General features: G+C 70.3%; 13 protein-coding genes. 9 read left to right on the top strand and 4 right to left on the bottom strand.

The annotated features are described in order from the left end of the window. Positions 1-2 precede the first annotated feature (2 nt). From AB0D74_RS42965 to AB0D74_RS42955, 3 genes are read left to right on the top strand one after another with little or no spacing between them, the layout of a single operon-like run. Entirely contained in the window at positions 3-1,466 is a 1,464-nt protein-coding gene (locus AB0D74_RS42965) for a glutamine synthetase family protein (protein ID WP_362599610.1), read from the top strand. Next, positions 1,456-2,427, top strand: coding sequence for a PDR/VanB family oxidoreductase (locus AB0D74_RS42960; protein WP_362599608.1), 972 nt, complete (start codon positions 1,456-1,458; stop codon positions 2,425-2,427). The genes AB0D74_RS42965 and AB0D74_RS42960 overlap by 11 nt, the downstream gene beginning before the upstream one ends. Before the next feature lie 41 nt (positions 2,428-2,468). Beyond that, positions 2,469-3,260, top strand: a complete 792-nt coding sequence (locus AB0D74_RS42955; RefSeq protein WP_362599606.1) for an N-acyl homoserine lactonase family protein — start codon at positions 2,469-2,471, stop codon at positions 3,258-3,260. Positions 3,261-3,551: 291 nt separating this feature from the next. On the opposite strand, the gene AB0D74_RS42950 is transcribed toward AB0D74_RS42955, so the two are convergent. Both AB0D74_RS42950 and AB0D74_RS42945 read right to left on the bottom strand, forming a co-directional pair. Continuing rightward, positions 3,552-4,217, bottom strand: a complete 666-nt coding sequence (locus tag AB0D74_RS42950; RefSeq protein WP_362599604.1) for a TetR/AcrR family transcriptional regulator — start codon at positions 4,215-4,217, stop codon at positions 3,552-3,554. Then, positions 4,214-5,389 (bottom strand): ROK family transcriptional regulator, encoded by a 1,176-nt coding sequence (locus tag AB0D74_RS42945; protein WP_362599602.1) that lies wholly within the window; start codon positions 5,387-5,389, stop codon positions 4,214-4,216. Before AB0D74_RS42945 ends, AB0D74_RS42950 begins: the two co-directional genes overlap by 4 nt. A 332-nt stretch (positions 5,390-5,721) precedes the next feature. Between AB0D74_RS42945 and AB0D74_RS42940 the strand changes: the two genes are divergently transcribed. From AB0D74_RS42940 to AB0D74_RS42930, 3 genes are all read left to right on the top strand, one after another. Continuing rightward, positions 5,722-6,891 carry a hypothetical protein gene (locus AB0D74_RS42940; RefSeq protein WP_362599600.1) on the top strand — a complete coding sequence of 390 codons (1,170 nt, stop codon included), beginning with the start codon at positions 5,722-5,724 and terminating at the stop codon, positions 6,889-6,891. A gap of 82 nt (positions 6,892-6,973) precedes the next feature. After that, positions 6,974-7,333, top strand: coding sequence for a transposase (locus AB0D74_RS42935; protein ID WP_362599598.1), 360 nt, complete (start codon positions 6,974-6,976; stop codon positions 7,331-7,333). Positions 7,334-7,586: 253 nt separating this feature from the next. Then, positions 7,587-11,177 (top strand): glycoside hydrolase family 3 C-terminal domain-containing protein, encoded by a 3,591-nt coding sequence (locus tag AB0D74_RS42930; protein ID WP_362599596.1) that lies wholly within the window; start codon positions 7,587-7,589, stop codon positions 11,175-11,177. A gap of 560 nt (positions 11,178-11,737) precedes the next feature. Here the strand turns inward: AB0D74_RS42930 and AB0D74_RS42925 are convergent. Continuing rightward, complete coding sequence (locus tag AB0D74_RS42925) at positions 11,738-12,502, bottom strand: TetR/AcrR family transcriptional regulator (RefSeq protein WP_362599594.1); 765 nt, start codon at positions 12,500-12,502, stop codon at positions 11,738-11,740. Further along, the gene (locus tag AB0D74_RS42920) at positions 12,499-13,803 is read right to left on the bottom strand and encodes an amidohydrolase family protein (RefSeq protein ID WP_362599592.1); all 1,305 of its coding nucleotides are present in this window, start codon (positions 13,801-13,803) and stop codon (positions 12,499-12,501) included. The genes AB0D74_RS42925 and AB0D74_RS42920 overlap by 4 nt, the downstream gene beginning before the upstream one ends. 240 nt (positions 13,804-14,043) lie before the next feature. Here AB0D74_RS42920 and AB0D74_RS42915 point away from each other — a divergent pair, with 240 nt between their 5' ends. The 3 genes from AB0D74_RS42915 to AB0D74_RS42905 all read left to right on the top strand — a co-directional run bounded on the left by AB0D74_RS42915 (position 14,044) and on the right by AB0D74_RS42905 (position 18,527). Then, the gene (locus AB0D74_RS42915; RefSeq protein WP_362599590.1) at positions 14,044-15,663 is read left to right on the top strand and encodes an ABC transporter substrate-binding protein; all 1,620 of its coding nucleotides are present in this window, start codon (positions 14,044-14,046) and stop codon (positions 15,661-15,663) included. Between the two features lies 1 nt (position 15,664). Then, positions 15,665-17,524, top strand: a complete 1,860-nt coding sequence (locus AB0D74_RS42910) for an ABC transporter ATP-binding protein (RefSeq protein ID WP_362599588.1) — start codon at positions 15,665-15,667, stop codon at positions 17,522-17,524. Between the two features lie 139 nt (positions 17,525-17,663). Beyond that, on the top strand, positions 17,664-18,527 hold the full coding sequence (locus AB0D74_RS42905; protein WP_362599586.1) for an ABC transporter permease: 864 nt from the start codon (positions 17,664-17,666) through the stop codon (positions 18,525-18,527). Positions 18,528-18,540 lie beyond the last annotated feature (13 nt).

Here is an 18,540-nt window from a genome sequence, read left to right as displayed (position 1 = left end):
GCGTGGACTTCGTCGAACGTCACGCGGGGTGGACGGCCGCGCAGTCGGCCGCCGCCGAGGAGATCCACGACCGTGCCGAGGGCGGCGGGCTGAAGGTGGTGCGGCTCGTCTTCGCCGACCAGCACGGGCTGCTGCGCGGCAAGACCGTCACCGCCTCCGAGATGCCCACCGTGCTGCGCGAGGGCACCGGCATCGCCTCCTCGCTGCTGGCCAAGGACACCTCGGGCCGTACCGTGTTCCCGCTGTTCACCAGGGAGACCCCGCTCGGACTGCCCGAACTGCGGGGCGCCGCCGACATGGTGATGGTGCCCGACCCGCTCACCTTCCGGATGCTGCCCTGGTCCCCGGGCACCGGCTGGCTCCTGTGCGACCTGCGGTTCACCTCCGGCGCCCCGGTCCCGCTGTGCACGCGCGGCCTGCTGCGCTCGGTCCTGGAGCAGACCGGCGGCCTCACCTACCGCACCGGCCTGGAGGTGGAGTTCCACCTGTTCCGCCTCGACGACCCGCGGCTCGGCCCGGCCGACCTCGGCCAGCCGGGCGCGGCGCCCGAGGTGGGCATGCTCAACCACGGCTACCAGTACCTGAGCGAACTGCGCTACGACGAACTCGACCCGATGCTCGACGTGTTGCGCGGCACCCTTGAGGAGCTGGGTCTGCCGTTGCGCACCCTGGAGGTCGAGTTCGGGCCGAGCCAGGTCGAGCTGACGCTGCGGCCCGCCGACGGACTGGGCACGGCGGACGCGATGGTGCTGCTGCGCAGCGCCGTCAAGCAGGTCGCTGCCCGGCACGGCCACCACGCGACCTTCATGTGCCGACCCCATCTGCCCGGGGTGTTCTCCAGCGGCTGGCACCTGCACCAGAGCGTGCTGCGCGACGGGGTGGGCATCTTCGCCCCGGAGCCCGGTACGGCTACCGGTACCGATACCGAGGCCGGTAACAGCGCCAGCGGGCCGGGGCTGTCGCCGTACGGGACCGCGTTCCTGGGCGGGCTGCTGCGCCACGCCCGGGCCACCAGCGCGTTCTCGACGCCCACCCTCAACGGCTTCAAGCGGTTCCGGTCACTGTCGCTGGCGCCCGACCGCGCGGTGTGGGGGCGCGACAACCGGGGCGCGATGGTCCGGGTCCTCGGCGACGGTCCGTCGTCCACCCGGCTGGAGAACCGCATCGGCGAACCGGCCGCCAACCCCTACCTCTACCTCGCCTCCCAGCTCGCGGCCGGTCTCGACGGGGTGGCGCGCGGCCTGGACCCGGGTCCGGCGGCCGACGAGCCGTACGCGACGCGGGCGGAGCCGCTGCCGCGCTCCCTGGGCCAGGCCCTCGACGCGCTGGAGGCCGACGAGGCCCTCGGGGACCGTCTGGGCAAGGACTTCGTGGCCTACTACACGAGCGTCAAGCGGGCCGAGCTGGCCCGCTTCGACCAGGAGGTCACCGACTGGGAACAACGGGAGTACTTCCGTGTCTTCTGAGCTGACCCCGCCCGCGCCCCCACGGCTTCTGGTCCGCCAGACCCGCTGGATCGCCGAGGGCGTCGTGGAGCTGCGGCTGGTCCGGCGGGACGGCCTGCCGCTGCCGCCGTGGGAGCCCGGCGCCCATGTGGAGCTGACCCTGCCTTCCGGTCTGCGCCGCTCCTACTCGCTGTGCGGGGACCCGACGGAACGCGCCGCCTGGACGGTCGCCGTGCATCTCGCGCCGGCCGGGAGGGGCGGATCCCGGGAGATCCACACCACGGCACTGGTCGGCCGGGAACTGTCCGTCGAAGGCCCCGTCAACCGGTTCCCCCTGCTCCCCGCCCCCGGCTACCTCCTGCTGGCCGGCGGCATCGGCGTCACCCCTCTGCTGTCCATGGCCAGAGCGCTGGCCGCCGGTGCGCTGCCCTGGCGCCTCGTCCTGGGCGCCCGCGACCGCTCCCGCCTCGCCTACGCCGAGGAGCTGACCGCGCTCGGCGGCGACCGGGTCCGGCTGGTGCCCGAGGACGAGGCGGGCCTGCCCGACCTGGCCGCCGAACTCGCCGCCACCCCGCCGGGACACGCCGTGTACGCATGCGGTCCCGCGGCCATGCTGGACGCGGTGACCGAACTCTGCCGTACCGCCGTACCGCCGCGCGCGCTGCACGTCGAGCGGTTCGGCCCGTCCGTCGAAGCGGAGGAGGACATGGAGCGGGGCCGGTTCGAGGTCGTACTCCGCCGGTCGGGGCTGCGGCTCGCGGTCCCGGCGGACCGGTCGCTGCTGGAGGTCGTACGCGACCGGGTACCGGATGTGCCCTACTCCTGCGAGGAGGGCTACTGCGGCAGCTGCGAGACATCTGTCCTGGCCGGTAACCCGGACCACCGCGACTCGGTGATCGGGCCGCAGGAGCGCGCGACCGCCACGACGATGATGATCTGCGTCAGCCGCGCCGCCTCACCCGTCATCGAGCTGGACCTCTGAGCCCCGGCCCCGCAGGGCCATCCGACGACTGACGGAGCATCATGACCCGACGCGGTGTACGGCGTGTCCTGCCCCTTCTCCTCGGCTGGGAGGACCTGCCCAGATCGGTGTCGGTACACGGCGCGCCGTACACGGAACGTGTGCGAGAACCGGTGGCGGGGATCCTGCTGGAGACCGAGGACGGGTGGCTGCTGCTGGACACCGGCTTCAACACGGCGCTGCTGCGCGACCCCGCACTGCGGCGGCGCTACTACCCGTCGCCCTCCTACCAGCCGGAACTCCCCGGTCCCGGCGAGCCTCTGCCGGAGGCGCTGGCCGCGGTCGGTGTCGCTCTGGAGGACGTCACGGCCGTCGCCGTCAGCCATCTGCACGCCGACCACGCCGGCGGGCTGAAGCACTTCGCCGGCCGGGTGCCCGTGCACATCCAGCGGGCCGAACTGGAGTACGGACTGTCGGGACGGCCTGAGGTGGAGCGCCAGACGATCTTCCGGGTGGACTTCGACGATCCGCGCATCGACTGGCGGCTCGCCGACGGCGACCGGGAGCTCGCACCGGGAGTCACGGCCGTACTGACCGCCGGACACACCCCGGGCCACCAGAGCTTCGTGGTGGACCTCGCCCAAGGGGGCGGTTACGTGTTCACCTGCGACGCGGCCGACCTGACAGAGAACATCAGCGAGGAACGTCCCGCCGGCACATCGATCGGCGTACCCCCGGAGGCGACCCTGGAGCCGATCCGGCGCCTCAAGCGCCTGGCGGAGGAGAAGGGCTACGAGCTGGTCCCGGGCCATGACCCGGTCGTCTGGCCGGAGTTGATCGGACGGCTGGCGTGAACCCGACGATCTTGGAGGAGCTGGCAGCCCACGGGCCGCTCCGCTGAGGTGAGCCGAACACCCGGCTCGGCGGAACCGCCATCGCCGACCTGCGCAATCCGGTGGTCGGATCGGCTGTGCCACCGGGAGGGACGTCGTCGGTGAACGCGTGCGGCTCGGAGATGTCAGCCGGTGTCGCTTCGGGCAGGGGGCGGTTGTGTTCAGACATCGCGTCGGGGTGGGCGAGGGCAACGGAGAAACGGGACGTGCTCGCACAGGCCATCGCACCGCCGGATGAGGAGAACCTCATGCCTACGGCGTCAGTGACCCTGCTCGGTTCATGGGCGCTTCCGATGCGAAGAGGTAACGGACGCAGGCGTGGGCCACCTCCTCGATGAGGGTTTCCCAGGTCATCTCGGGCTGTTGGGTGGGATGGACGTTGAAGGTCCCGAAGTCCATGAAGGTGGCGAACGCCAGGCGATAGCAGACCATGACGCGCACGGTTGTGTCAGGGCCGTAGTAGTGGAAGAGCATCTGCTCGACCATGCTGCGGCGTTCAGAGACGAAGAGGGCGCCTTCCTCACCGAGCCCGGAGACCTTGTTGGAGTGGAGGATGAGAACGCCGTCGAGGGGCGCGTGGTCCTGGAACTGGCGGCCGAGCCGGCGTACGGTTTCCGCGACGCCGTCCTGAGGCGGGAGGTCGGGCCATGCCTCGGGAGCGAAGGCCTGTCGGCCGGCGGCCCTCATCCGTTCCAGGTGCGCTGTGTGAACGGCCGTGAACAGCCCGTCCTTGTCGCCGAAGCGGCGGTAGATGTTGCCGACGGAGACGTCTGCCGCCTGGCCGACGGCGTCGATGGTGAACGCGTCCCAGCCCCGTTCGGCGAGGATGGCGGTGGCGGCGTTCAGGATGCGCTGGTAGGTGAGCACGCTGCGCGCCTGGCGGGGCGGCAGGGGCTGGGGGCGCGGGGCTGGGGTCATGGGGTGGTGCACCGTTCGATGGCGACGGACACGGCGCCCATGACCTCGGCGTGGGCGCCGAGCCCCGCCGGCAGGACTTTCACGTGCGCGGCGGATGCAGACAGGGAGTAGCGGGTGAGCGACTCGCGGACGCCTTCGGCGAACGGCGCCCCGGACAGTCCGAGTTCACCGCCGAGAATGACGGCCTGCGGGTTGAGCCACACGCAGCCGTCGGCGACGACGCGTCCGATCATGCGCCCGGCGTCCGTGAGGATGCGCGCGCCGACCGGGTCACCGGCGGCCCGGGTGAACAGCTCACCGGCAGTCGCGTCCGAAGCCTGACCGAGCCGCGTGGAGCTCAGCTGGCGGCGCACCTCGGCGGCCGAGATCGCGGATTCCAGGCATCCCTGGTTGCCGCAGCGGCATCTGTTGGTCATCCCTTCGAGATGGATGTGCCCGATCTCGCCGACGAACCCCCCGCCTCCACGGTGACAGCGTCCGTCGATGACGACACCGGCGCCGATGCCGTCGGAGGCCTTGATGTACAGGAAGTCGGTGAGCCCGGTCGCCGCTCCGAAGCGTTTCTCTCCCAGCGCCCCCATGTCGGCGTCGTTCTCCACGTGCACGGGCACCTGGAGACGGGAGCACAGCTCCTCGGCAGGAGCCAGATCGATCCAGGAGGCCAGGATTGTGGGCGAGTTGACGACCCTGCGGGCACGATCCAGGGGGCCGGGAATGCCCGCTGCGGCACCCAGAAGGGAGGAACGGGCCGCGCCGGCACGCTCCAAGAGGTGCCGTACGGCGTCTTTGGCGGTGTCGAGAGCCTGGCCGGCGTGGGCGTCCACGTCCAGGTGGTGGATCTCCTCACCGGCCAGGGTGCCGTCAGTGGAGGAGAGGGCCACGCGGACGTGTTGGTGTCCGAAGTCGATGCCCGCCACGTAGCCGAGGGGACGGGCAGGTGACAGAACGCTGGAGGGACGGCCCCGGCCGGTGATCGGCAGGCCGGGGTCCTCCTCGATGACGACTCCTGCTCTCAGTAGGTCGGCGACCCCGGCGGACACCGCGCTCACGGACAGACCCGTGGCAGCGGACAGCTCGCTGCGGGTCGTGCTGCCGCGGCGGTTGATCTCTTCCCACAGCAGGCGGCGGGAGCGTTCACGGCGAGCAGACATGGACGGTCGGGGCGCGGTCACAGAGGGACGCTAGCAGTGAATTACGCCTTTCAAAAGAAGAGAATCCAAGTTCACTCTATCTTGACGGTCAATTCGGGACGCCCCTACTCTCGGCACGTCCGACCCCCTGGGAACGTGAGCTGGTGCCAGCCTTTCCCCGGCTTCGGCCCGCGTTTCGGTGATGTTCCGACCCGTGTCCTTTCGGTCTGGCCAGCCGAAGAGGGCGCATTCCTTTGTCTGTGTCCAGCCCCTGACGCCTGCTCGTCCGCCACTTCCGTCGCCCGCTGGCTTGCCGTGCGGCGTGCGATGGCGGCGCATCATGCCAACCGACACCGTCCCGGAAGGCCCAGGCCATGCTCCATCCCTCAGGACTCCGACCTCTTCTGCGCAGACGCAGCGCCCTGACCTGCCTGGTGGGTGTGCTGGCCGCCGTCATCCTCATGGCCGGCTGCTCCTTCGGATCCGGCGAAGGGAGCGTGTCCGCGTCGCTCGGCACTGCGCTCCGGCCGGTCACCTTCGCACAGGCCCATGCCTCGGTTCTGGCCGCCTACTCCGACAACGACGGGCTGAGCCACTACACCGTCAAGAAGGTCACCTACACCAAGGCCACCCGGGACAAAGTACTGAAGGTCTGTCACCATGGTGCCGCCGCGGCGGACGAGCAGGCGCTGCAGTCCGGGAAGATCATGGCGTGTGCGCCGCTGATCTACTACTTCTACAGCTACGCCGTCGCGAAGTCCTCACCTGCCGCGATGACTGCGGCACAGGACCTCTACGCGTATGCCGTCACGCAGATCGCCGGACCGGTGAGCACCCAGGCGACCCTCAACAGCCTGCTGCGCTCCTGGGGTGTCTCCGTTCCTGACCGGGCCACCGCCGTACCCGTACCGTCCGGAACGGCCGGCGCGAAGACCCGGCTTGTTGCCGCGGCCCGCGTCTCGATGGACAACGCCGAGGGCGTGCACCTGTCGATCGAGTCCCGCACCGGCGAAACCACTCGCACAGTGTCCGTCGACAGCGGCACAACCGACGCGGTTGAGACCTTCACGAGCGGCAGCGCCACCGGGCACCTGCTCATCACCTCCGAGGCCGGCTACTTCAGCGGGAACAAGACCGGGCTGAGCGCCTTCTTCGGCATGCCCTCCAAGGCCACGAAGAAGATCGGCGACTCCTGGGTGGAGATGAAGCGGGGAACCAGCCAGTACACCAAGTTCTCCGCCGGCACCCTGATCGCATCCCTGCCCTCCTCCGTGCTGCCGGCGACGGACGACGTGACCGTCACCAGGACAGCTGACGGTTCAACGCCCGTCTACCGGCTGAGCTGGACGGCGATGGACTCGCAGGACTACACCACCCAGGTCGGGCGGACACTCGACCTCGACACCACCGGTGCCCACCTTCCGGTGAAGTCCACTTCCAAGAACGGCTCGCAGACCCTCACGGTCACCTACTCGAACTGGGGCCGGAAGGTCACTGCTGCCGCGCCGTCGTCGACCATCGGATTCACCGCGGCCACGAAGTGACGCCACCGGCGCGTGCTGCCTTCGGCCGCCCGCTGGCCGGCCGAAGGCAGCACGGCGACCGGCCGGAAGACAGGAGGGCCGGATGACACCCGTCGCTTTCGGTGATCTGTGGGAGCGGATCGAGCCCCTGCTGCCTCAGCGGCCCGATGCGCCGTCAGGCCCGGGCCGCCGCCGGGTCGATGACCGGCTCGTGCTGGCCGCAGTGCTCTACGTCGTGGAGCATGACGTGCCCTGGCGGCAGGTGCCCGCCGCTGCCGTCGGATGCTCGGGCACCACGGCCTGGCGGCGTGTCCAGGAATGGGCGCAGGCAGGTGCATGGCAGAACATCCGACGCGCCCTGCTGGCAGAACTGCCGACACGCGACGGAACCGCCGCCGGGAGCAAGGCGTTCAGGGCCCGGGGATTTCGTGAACCAAGGCTGGGAACACAGGAGATCCGCTGACCGGAGTCCGGCAGCGAAGAGATCACCCGGCGTGCGGACAGCAATTATTTTGTGCATTGAAAAATTGTGAACCCAAATTCTCCATTCTCTTGACGTCGATAACGCGTATTTCTAGCGTCCCTGGGGTCACGTCGACCATCGCTCGCAGCTCAGCTTTACGAGCCGTGGCCGTGGCGCAAGAAGACCGAGCGATCGGAGGACGACCGATGCGCACCCTGTTGACCCCGGTGCGGGACCACGTTCAGGAGCGAACGTGGTGACCCGCAGAGGCACGACGAGATCCCTGATCACCTTGGGCGTGGCCACCGTCGCGTTCGCAGCGAGCGGCCTGGTGGCCGCGACCACCGCCCAGGCCGCGGGCGGCTCGTCGAGTTCGGTGCCCTACTCGCTGCCGGTGACCCTGCCCTCCGAGGCCAGTTCACCGGCCACGGATGCCGACGCCCCCTACACCCCCGCGGTGCTCAGCCTCATCTCCCAGCTGGAGCCGAGCAGCACCCCGACGAAGGACGAGATCACCAACGCCGACCGGATCCTGACCGGCGGCACCAACGGGACCTGCCACAACGTCGGTACCAACGGCGGCCCCACCGACACCTCGCCGACGGTCTCGCCGCTGTGCTGGACCGACGGACTGGGCATCAACGTGACCTCCGGCTCCAACGCCGGCAAGACCACCGCCTCACCGACCGTGACCGCGCTCGGTGCCACCATGGACCGCAAGGCCGCCAACGCCTGGGGCCAGGTCGAGGGCGCCGAAGGCCGCGCACTGATGGCCACCGGCCTGCTCGGCCCGCAGGCCGACGACAACGTCTACGGCAACTGGGCCCGAGGCCTGGACACCCCCGGTGAAGACCCGCTGGTCAACAGCGAGATCACCGCGGCCCAGATCGAGGGCATACAAGGCAAGGGGCTGATGTCCCAGGTCAAGCACTTCGTGACCAACAACGGCCAGGGCGACAACACCCCCACGACCGTCCAGGACCAGGCCCTCCACCAGAACCTGTTGACCGCCTACGAAAAGAGCCTGGTGCACTCCGGCAGCTCCGCCGTGATGTGCTCCTACCAGATCTTCCAGGACGACACCTCGGGTGTGCCCTCCACCGGCGTCCCGGTGCTGGACTCCTCCAGCTCGTACGCGGACGGTTCCGAGGGCACCACCTGGCCGCTGAATCAGATGCACTACTCGTGCGAGCAGCCGCTCACGCTGACCTACGTGCTGCGCAACCAGTGGGGCTCCAAGGCTCTGGTCGGGCCCGACTACGGCGGCGTGCACAGCGCCAGCTCCATCCTCCAAGGCCTGGACATGGAACCGGGTTCCAACTACTTCGGCACCACCAACCTGACCGGCACCGACCCGACCGGCAGCGCCTGTGCCGACAGCACCGGCGCGTCCGTCGACTGCACCGCCGCGGGCGCGGTCCACATCGCCGGCATCGCCGGCGATTCCGCCTCCTGCGGCACCAAGGGCTGCAGCGTCGCCAACGCCGCCGTCAGCGGAGCACTGCCGATCTCGGTGTTCAACGAATCCCTGGCCCGGATGCTCTACCAGGAAGAACGATTCGGCCTGCTGGGCTGCGACAACTCCTCGGCCGACTGCGACAACCCGGGTGGCGTCGACGGCGACCGCACCGGTACGGCCGCACTGCCGACCGGCTCGACCTCCGGAAAGGTGAAGCTCGGCACCAAGAACGGCGACGCTGCCGTCGTCGAGAAGATCGCCGAGGAGAGCGGCACCCTGCTGAAGAACACCAACAGCACCCTGCCCATCACCTCCAAGAACCTGAAGAAGGGCATTGCGGTCTCCGGCGCCAACGGCGAGTACCTCATCGTCAACCCCAACGCCGAAGGCGCCGTGGGCTACAGCGACCGCAACGCCGTCGGCCCGCTGGCCCAGCTGAAGAACCTCAGCGGCAACGCCGACGCGTTCTCCTACACACCAGCGGGAAGCCCGACCGGCTCCGCCGTCGTCTCCTCGGCGCTGTCCACCTCCGACTCCACGGTCACCGGCGGACTGACCCGCACCATCGACACGACGACCAGCGTGGATAAGTCCCTGGACTTCACCACCAGCTCAGACAACGGGCAGTTGGGGAAGGGCAGCTACACCTGGACCGGCTACGTGTACGTGCCCTCCTCGGACAAGTACACCTTCCGGTTCCAGTACGACTCCGACCTCCCAAGCAGCGCGGTCACGTTCTCTCTGGACGGCACCGCCCAGACCCTCAGCACCGCTGACAGCTTCTACAACGGCACCTACGGCCGCGGCACCGGCACCCAGGTCCAGGTCGGCACCACCGTCGCCGGCTACACCGAGGCCGGCCTCACCAACGTCCAGGCCCCCAGCAACACCCTCAGCGCCGGCTACCACGCCGTGACCATCACCTTCGACAACACCACCGACGGCAAGGCGAGCTTCCGGTTCGCCGACAGCCTCACCAACGCCGACATCAAGGCCGCGGCCGCCGACGCCAAGGGCAAGTCGATGGCCGTCGTCTTCGCCAACGACGCCAACAGCACCGACACCTTCAACCTCACGTCGAGCACCAAGAACCCCAGCCTGCCCGACGACCAGGTCAAGCTGATCAGCGCCGTCGCCGGGGCGAACCCCAACACGGTGGTCGTCCTCAACACCGCCCAGGCCGTTGTCACCAAGCCGTGGATCAGCCTCCCGGGCGTCAAGTCCGTCCTGGAGATGTGGAACGCCGGCTCCGAGGGCGGCACCGCCACCGCGCGTCTGCTCCTCGGCAAGGCCAACCCCAGCGGCCACACCACGGTCACCTGGCCGGTCAATGACACCGACACCATCTACAGCTACAACCAGAAGGCCGCCCTCTACGACGGTGACACCACCGGCAAGCACCCGGAGCGGGCGTCCGTGGACAGCAGCACCGACTGGACCCAGGGCATCTACACCGGCTACCGCTACTTCGACAAGCTCGGAGCCGCCGTCCAGTTCCCCTTCGGCTACGGACTGTCGTACTCCACCTTCAAGTACTCGGGCCTCAAGGTGACCCGAACCTCTGACGGCGGCCTCGACGTCACGTTCAAGCTGAAGAACACCAGTAAGGTCGACGGAGCCGAAGCGCCCCAGGTCTACCTCGGCGCTCCCGGCAACCAGCCCAAGGGCATCCAGTTCGCGGTGCGCTCGCTGGCCCAGTTCGACCGGGTCGAACTCGCCGCCGGCCAGACCAAGACCGTCACCGAGCACGTCGACCTGCGCCAGCTGCAGTACTGGTCCCCGGCCGACCAGCAGTGGGTCCAGGCCACCGGCAGCCGCACCGTCTACGTCGGAGGCGCCAACCGGCTGGCCAGCCTGCCACTCAAGACCGAGATCAGCATCCCGGCCGCCACGAACATTACGTGCGCGAACCAGGAGCTGAACTCGATGACCGTCAACGGCAACCTCACGGTCAAGGCCGGCACCTGGTGCGACCTGAGCAACGTCACCATCAAGGGCAGCCTCAAGGCCGACAAGGCCACCGGCCTGCGCCTGGTCAACTCGACGGTCAAGAACGACGTCGAGCTGACCGACACCAAGGCGGCCAACGACCCGATCAGCTCGGGCGCCAACACGATCTGCTCCAGCACGATCGGAGGAGACCTCACCGCCAGCGGCAGTGCCGGGAAGGCAACGGTGCGCATCGGCAACTGCGGAGCCACCAAGGTCGGCGGCGACGTGACCCTGAAGAAGAACAAGGCCACCGACAACACCGTTCAGAACACCACCGTCAAGGGCAACCTCGCCTGCACCGGCAACGGAGGCGTCACCGCCACCGGCGACACCGTCGAGGGCAAGCAGACCGGGCAGTGCGCGTTCAGTCCGGCCCTGAGGAAGGCCAGCTAACCCGTGCGGTGGCCGGGGCAGGACGGCCGCCCGCACAGCCGCCCGGTACACACCGGAGTGTGCCGGGCGGCCCCCTTCCCACCGTCACGTCACTCCTGTCTGTCGATGCCGATACGGCATCACACACGGTGTTCAGGTCTTCGCGTCTCACTGCCCGCGCTGTCGCGTGAGACGGCAAGCACCGCCACACGGGAGAACCATGGCCGACACCAAGTCCGGGACAGAAGAACCGTCCCCAAGACAGCCGGGGACGCCGTCCTATTTGCCGCCGGCATCAGCACGTTCGCCCTGCCGACCGCGCCCCGCCGCTCCCAGGGCACACCGGCAGCCCGCACTCGGCAGCTACGTCAGGTGTGCTGCGGTGAGAAGGGACAGTCGGTCCCGGTGGGGCTGGTGGTCGACCCCAGGCCGTGCGGACGGCGGTGACCCTCGGTACGGACAGGCCTGCAAGACCCCAGAGACCTGTGTGACCTGTCGACGGCAGGGAGGGCCGGGAAGAATCCGCCGCATATGTACCGGCGGACGGGCCACACACAGGGGGGCCGAGAGTCGGCCGGACCTCAGCCGGTGCCGGAGCGCGACCGGCGTGGGGTTGGGTGTCTGCCGACCGCGGCCCGGTAGTCGGTCAGGGCTTCCTCGGCGCGGACCACGACGTTTGGGATCACATGTCCGGCGACGCCGAGCAGTCGCAGCGAGCCGCGCAGGGCGGACCGGGCGTACTGGGCCCGGTTCTCCTCCCCGCCCCAGTGACGCTGGGACACCGATGCCTCGACCAGGGCGAAGAGGAGGTCCAGGTCCTCGGTCAACTCGGTCGCTTCCTGTACCGGGTGAAGCGACGTGAGAGCCGCGTGGCCGAACTCCCGGTAGACGTCCCGCAGGGCGGTCTGCGCGGAACGGGTGGAAGCGAAGTCGTCCTCTTCCAGTTCCGGCAGGTGGTAGACGACGTGGAGATTGTGCCGGTCGCGCAGGAGCGTCTCGAGGTCGAAGGCCATCAGCGCGCAGAGCCGCACGACAGGTTCGAGATCCTGTTCCCGCAGCCACTCCGCGCACTCCAGCGCCGGGGTGACGGTGCTGGAGAGCAGTGAGGCGAGGATCGCCCGCTTGTCGGCGAAGTGGTAGTACATCGTGGACTGCTTGATGCCCACGCTCTCGGCGATCTGACGGGTCGTCGTCTTGGCGTACCCCTGCTCGCCGAACAGTTGTGAGGCGGTCCGGAGGATCTCCTCGCGGGTGCTCAGTCCGTTGTGTTGCTTGGGTGCGGAGCGCGGCCTGCCCGGCTTGCGCTCACGCGTCCCGGCGTCCGGCTGCGGGGTGTCGTGTGTCATGCCGCCCGCTCCCGTCCGGCGTCCGAGGGCACGTCCGTGTGCTTGACGATCCGCCCGGCCCGGATGACGGTGCGGACCGTGCCGGGATCGCTCAGTGCCGCGATGTCAGTGAGCGGGTCCGCGTCGGTGACGACGAGGTCGGCCTGCATCCCGGCACGGACCGTGCCCACTTCGTCGTCCAGCCGGCACATCCGGGCCGCGACCGAGGTGCCCGCGGCGATGGCGGCGGTGGGGGAGAGGCCCAGCCGTACCATCAGGGCCAGTTCACGCAGGTTCTGCCCGTGCGGGGCGATGCCCGCGTCCGTCCCCAGGACCACGGGGACACCGCTGGTGAGTGCGGCCGAGAGCCGCTCCAGCGCCGTCTCGCGCATCCGGTGACGGCGCTCCACCTCGTGCGTCGGTCCGTGCTCCGGTGCGGGCCGGGTCAGCGCGGACAGGGTGGGCACCAGATAGGTGCCGCGCTCGCCCATCTCCTGCAGGGTCGGGCCGTCGACCAGGTAACCGTGCTCGATGCTGCGCACACCGGCACGGACCGCGGCCGCGATGCCCGCGGTTCCCTGGGCATGCGCGGCGACACCGACGACGCCCTGGCGCTCCGCCTCCTGCACCACCGCGCGCAGTTCGGCCTCCGTCAGCCCGCCTGCCTCCGGTGCGCTGCGCGGGCTCGACATGCCTCCGGTCGCCGCCACCTTGATCCAGTCGGCGCCCTCCCGCACCACCTCGCGGGTGGCCCGTACGAACCCGGCGGGCGAGTCGGCCACCACGCCCGCGCCGGGGCCGGAGTCGAGCGGGGTTCCGCCGACGGTCCGCCAGTCGCCGTGCCCGCCGGTGATGCTGAGGATCCGCAGCGCGATCTGGAGCGCCGGGCCGCGCACGTGTCCGGCCTCGACGGCGCTGCGGAAGCCGGAGTCCGCGCCCGCCAGATCCCGGGCGGTGGTGATGCCGGCGTCCAGCGTCGAGGCCAGCACGGGCACGGAGCGCAGCGTCAGCAGGCTCTCGGGAGCCATGAGCGTGTCGAACCGGTCGGCGTCCGGGCGGGTGCTCACATGCACGTGGCAGTCGAAGAACCCGGGCAGCACGGTGAGCCCGGTGCAGTCGAGGAACCGCAGCCGCTCGGGCCCGGCCGTCGCGGGCAGCGGCAGCGTGCCGGTGGGGGCCACCGCCTGGATGCGTCCGTTCTCCACGAGCACGTCCAGCGCGGGCACCGGCTGGTTCACCGCGCCGTCGATCACGGTCGCGTTCCTGAGCAGCAGCGCGGGAGCGGTCTGCTGTGCGTCCTGCGGCACCTGGGTCCTCTCCACGGTCCGACGGGCCCGGCCGCGAAGGTGCCCGAACGGCACGGCGGTTCGACGCCGGGGCCCGTCACGCTACCAACCGTCCGACGGGATTTCTATCAGCGACAGAATTTACCGTCCGGCAATGCTGGGCAATGCCCGGGAAACCCTTTCCGGTCAACTCCGCCCTAGTTTTCGGTCACTGACAGGAATCCCCGTTCCCTCCGTGCGGCCCGTCCGCCGGACCTCCTCACCGAGAGGGTCCTGATGCGATCCAGAGCCACGACCCTTGTCCCGGCAAGCCGAGACCTCGCCACCGCATCGCGCGGCCGTACCGCCAAGGCCGGCCTCGCCGCCGCGGTGGCCACGGTTCTCACGCTCACCGGCTGCTCGGCCGCCGGGACCAAAAGCGCCGCCGGAACGGACGTCTTCACCGCGGCCATCGTGCAGAGCTACTCCACCCCGCCGGACCCCGACGTCAACTACGACGGCCCCGGCCTGAACATCATCCAGAACTCCTACGAAGGCCTCGTCAAATACCAGGACGGCAGCGACACGGCCAAGATCGTCCCCTCCCTCGCCTCCTCCTGGAAGGTCTCGAAGGACGGCCTCACCTACACCTTCAGCCTGCGCGACGGCGTCACCTTCCACGACGGCACCCCGCTCACCTCGGAGGCGGTCGCCGACGCCGTCCAGCGCCGCGCGGCCGTCAACGGCGGCCCCGCCTACATGACCGCCGGCGTCACCAAGGTCACCACCCCCGACCAGCACACCGCCGTCCTGACCCTGAAGGCCCGCAACTCCGCCTTCCTCGACTACCTCGCCTCGCCCTTCGGCCTGAAACTCATCAGCCCCGCGACCCTGAAGAAGCACGCGGGCAAGGACCATGCCCAGACCTGGCTCACCACCCATGACGCGGGCACCGGCCCCTACGAACTGACCTCGGCCAAGACCGGCACCAGCTACGAACTGACCGCCTACCAGGACTACTGGGGAGCCAAGCCCACCTTCGACACCGTGGACCTGGAGATCTCACAGAACGCCTCCGCCGCCCAACTGGAGCTGGAACGCGGGCAGATCGACGCCATCCTCGGCAACCTCAACAAGTCCGCCTTCGAGTCGTACACCGGCAGCAAAGCCGTCACGACCAGCACGTTCCCCAACATGACCACCCAGATGATCTACGTGAACCCGAAGTCCAAGGCATTTAGGACAGCGACGCAGCGGGAGCGGCTCTTCTCGGGCATCGACACCAAGAACATCCTGTCCGCCGCCATGGGCAGCCTGGAGGAACCCACCGGGCAGCTCTTCCCGAAGGGCATGCTCGACTCCTCCGCCGACGACCAGGGCATCACCTACGACGGCACCGCCCTCGCCACCCTCGCCCGCACCGCACCCGCCAAGGGCCGCACGATCCGTATCGGGTACCCGGCCAGCAGCGCCGACGGCAAGGCGGTCGCCGAGGAACTCGCCTCCCGGATGAACAGCGCCGGCCTCAAGACCGAAGCCGTCCCCTACGCCGCTGGCTCCATCTACAAACTCACCGACAACCTCGACGCCGCCCCTGACCTCGCGGTCTTCAGCGTCTTCCCGGACGCGGGCCACCCCGACTCCTGGGCCCGCATCATCTACACCCCCAAGGGCGGCCTGGACCTCTACGGCGCCCAGGTCGACGGCCTGACCGCCGACCTCGACAAGGCCCTGACCACCACCGGCACCTCCGCCTACACAGCCGTGGCCCACTCGGTCATCGACTCCCGCTACTGGTTCTCCATCGGCTCCCTCAACACCACCCTGCTCACCGTCCCCGGCATCACCGGCACCCACAAGGCCCAGAACCTCCTGGAGTACAACGTCCTGCACTTCGCCGCCCTCGGCCGCTCCTGACATGGCAACCAACAAGGCGGCGAACGGCACGCCGACCAGGACCGCGGACGGCGCGGCGCCGGCCAGGACCGCGGGTGACACGGCGGCGGACGGGGCCGCAGCAGGGGCGGCGGTGGACGGGGCGAGGACCGACGGCCCCGGACGGGTGCTCTCGGTGCGCGACCTGCATGTGCACCTCACCCGCGCAGGCCAGAACGTACACGCCGTCCGCGGTGTCAGCCTCGACGTGCGACCCGGCGAGATCGTCGCCATGGTGGGGGAGTCCGGCTCGGGCAAGAGCGTGCTGGGTCTCGCCGCGATGGGACTGCTCCCGCCCCGGTCACGGCCCCACGCCCACGGATCGGTCCTGCTGAACGGCACCGACATGCTCACCGCCGACGACGAGACCCGCCGCCGGGTCCGCCGCGGCCACGTCGGTGCCGTCTTCCAGGACCCGATGACCTCACTGGACCCCACCATGACCGTGGGCGCCCAACTGGGCGAGGTCCAACGCGACCGGGCCGAACGGATCCGTCTGCTGACGGCCGTCGGCATACCCGACCCCGAACAGCGGCTCAAGGCGTTCCCGCACCAGCTCTCCGGCGGTCTGCGGCAGCGCGTGATGATCGCGCTGGCCATCGCCCGCACCCCGTCCCTGCTCATCGCCGACGAACCCACCACGGCACTCGACGTCACCGTCCAGGCGCAGATCCTCGACCTGCTCCGGTCGCTGCGCGACGAGTTGGGCTGCGCCATGGTGTTCGTCACCCACGACCTGGGCGTGGCCGCGCAGATCAGCGACCGGATCACCGTGATGCGCCGGGGACTCCTCGTCGAGCAGGGCACCACCGAACAGGTGCTCAACGATCCCCGGCACCCCTACACGCAAGGCCTGCTCGCCTCCCGGATCACGCTGGACACCCCCCGGGACCGCCCACTGACCCGACGCACCACCACGCCCGCGGAGCAGGAGGACACGGCCGTGCCCACCGTCGTCGAACTGGCGGGCGGCGAGCACGGACGGGCCGTGGACGCGGACGGTGTCCTGACCTCGGGCCGCGCCCCGGCGGCCGACCGCGACCTGCCCGCACGCTGGCCCGAGCCGGTCATCGGCGACGAACTCGCCGTACGACTGCGCGGCACCACCCGGGTGTTCCGCTCCGGACCACCCTGGGCCCGCCGCCAACTGCACGCCCTGCGCGGCGTCGACCTCGACATCGCGCAGGGCGAGGCGGTGGCCCTCGTGGGGGAGAGCGGCTGCGGCAAGTCCACCCTGCTGCGGATCGTCGCCGGCCTCGAACACGCCACCTCCGGCGAGGTGTCGGTGGCCGGCGGCACCCCGCAGATGGTCTTCCAGGACGCCGGTTCCTCCCTCACCCCCTGGCTCACCGTCGGCGACATGCTGGAGGAGCGCCTGGCCCTGACCGCCTCCGGCCTGGACCGCGCCCGGCGCCGGGCGGCGGTGACGGACGTGCTCGCCACCGTGGGCCTGCCCGCCGACATCGCGGGTGCCCGGGGCGACCAGCTCTCCGGCGGCCAGCGGCAGCGCGCGGCCATCGCCCGCGCGGTCGTCGTGCCGCCGCGCGTCCTGCTCTGCGACGAGCCGACGTCCGCCCTGGACGTGACGCTCGCCGCCACCGTCCTCGATCTCCTCGCCCGGCTCCGAAGGGAGTTGGGCATGTCCGTCCTGTTCGTCACCCACGACCTGGCGGCGGCCCGCCTCGTCGCCGACCGGATCGCCGTGATGCACGCAGGCCGCATCGTCGAAGTGGGCCCCACCGAGCGCGTGTGCGCCCAGCCCGCCGAGCACTACACCCGCGCCCTCCTGGACGCCGTACCCCGACCGCGTCGGCGGCTCACGACAAGGAGTGATCCCAGATGACCGCGGTCAGCCCGTCGCCGGCCAGGACGCGGTGCGTCGCGCCCGGATGCCCGCGGCGCGCCGGACACCGCGCCGGCAGTCCCCTCAACGCCGTACCCCGAACCCGCCATCGGCGGCGCACGACGACCGGAGGTTCCCGATGACTGCCCTCGGCTTCCTGACCGGCGGCCGGCAACGCACCACCACCCCGGCAACGGGCAGCCTTCGTCCCGCGGCGGGAGACAGGCTTGCCTTGGGAGCGCTCGCGGTGCTCGTCGCGCTGGCCCTGCTCGCCCCGGTGGTCAGCCCCCACAGTCCCGTTCTGCGCAGCGGCGAGGCGTTCCTGTCCCCGGGCAGCCCCGGCCACCTGCTGGGCACCGACGCCCTCGGCTACGACCTGCTGGCCCGCGTGCTGTACGGGATGCGCGCCAGCCTGTTCGCCGCGGCCGTCGTCATCGCCTCCGGGGTGCTCGTCGGCGGTTTCGTCGGCGTCCTCGCCGGAGCCCTGCCCGGCTGGGCCGACTCGGCGCTCATGCGGGTAACGGACCTGTTCCTGGCCCTGCCGGGACTCGTCATCGCGATGGCCATCGCCGCCTCCCTCGGGGCGAGCTACCACAGCGCGCTCATCGGGATCGCGGTCGTGTGGTGGCCGATGTACGCCCGTCTCGTCCGCGGAGAGATCCGCGCCTGGGCGGCCCGCCCGCACCTGGAGGCGGCCCGGCTGGCCGGTGTTCCCTGGGGCCGGCGCGTCGTCCGCCATCTGCTGCCCGGAGTCCGCTCCACCCTCGTCGTGGCCGCCAGTCTGGACGTCGGCTCGCTGGTCGTCGCCCTGTCCGCGCTGTCCTTCGTCGGCCTCAGCTCCCCGGCCCCCGCGCCGGAACTGGGCGCGATGGCGGCCCAGAACATGCCGTACCTGCTGACCTCCTGGTGGGTGCCGATCGTGCCGGGCATCGCGGTGATGCTGCTCGCCCTGGTCGCCAACTACGCCGGCGACGCCGTACGCGATCTGCTGCGCCGCCGGTGAACCCGCCCCCGCA

Source organism: Streptomyces sp. NPDC048278 (assembly GCF_040652195.1).
Lineage (GTDB): Bacteria > Actinomycetota > Actinomycetes > Streptomycetales > Streptomycetaceae > Streptomyces.
The sequence above is the reverse complement of the archived record's forward strand: the minus strand, read 5'-3'. Positions and strand labels throughout refer to the sequence as shown.

What these genes read in the sequence shown, in the direction of transcription:
- AB0D74_RS42955 (WP_362599606.1), top strand. Translation starts at nt 2,469, where the DNA reads ATGACCCGACGCGGTGTACGGCGTGTCCTGCCCCTTCTCCTCGGCTGG.
- AB0D74_RS42950 (WP_362599604.1), bottom strand. Translation starts at nt 4,217, where the DNA reads ATGACCCCAGCCCCGCGCCCCCAGCCCCTGCCGCCCCGCCAGGCGCGC.
- AB0D74_RS42940 (WP_362599600.1), top strand. Translation starts at nt 5,722, where the DNA reads ATGCTCCATCCCTCAGGACTCCGACCTCTTCTGCGCAGACGCAGCGCC.
- AB0D74_RS42935 (WP_362599598.1), top strand. Translation starts at nt 6,974, where the DNA reads ATGACACCCGTCGCTTTCGGTGATCTGTGGGAGCGGATCGAGCCCCTG.
- AB0D74_RS42925 (WP_362599594.1), bottom strand. Translation starts at nt 12,502, where the DNA reads ATGACACACGACACCCCGCAGCCGGACGCCGGGACGCGTGAGCGCAAG.
- AB0D74_RS42915 (WP_362599590.1), top strand. Translation starts at nt 14,044, where the DNA reads ATGCGATCCAGAGCCACGACCCTTGTCCCGGCAAGCCGAGACCTCGCC.
- AB0D74_RS42910 (WP_362599588.1), top strand. Translation starts at nt 15,665, where the DNA reads ATGGCAACCAACAAGGCGGCGAACGGCACGCCGACCAGGACCGCGGAC.
- AB0D74_RS42905 (WP_362599586.1), top strand. Translation starts at nt 17,664, where the DNA reads ATGACTGCCCTCGGCTTCCTGACCGGCGGCCGGCAACGCACCACCACC.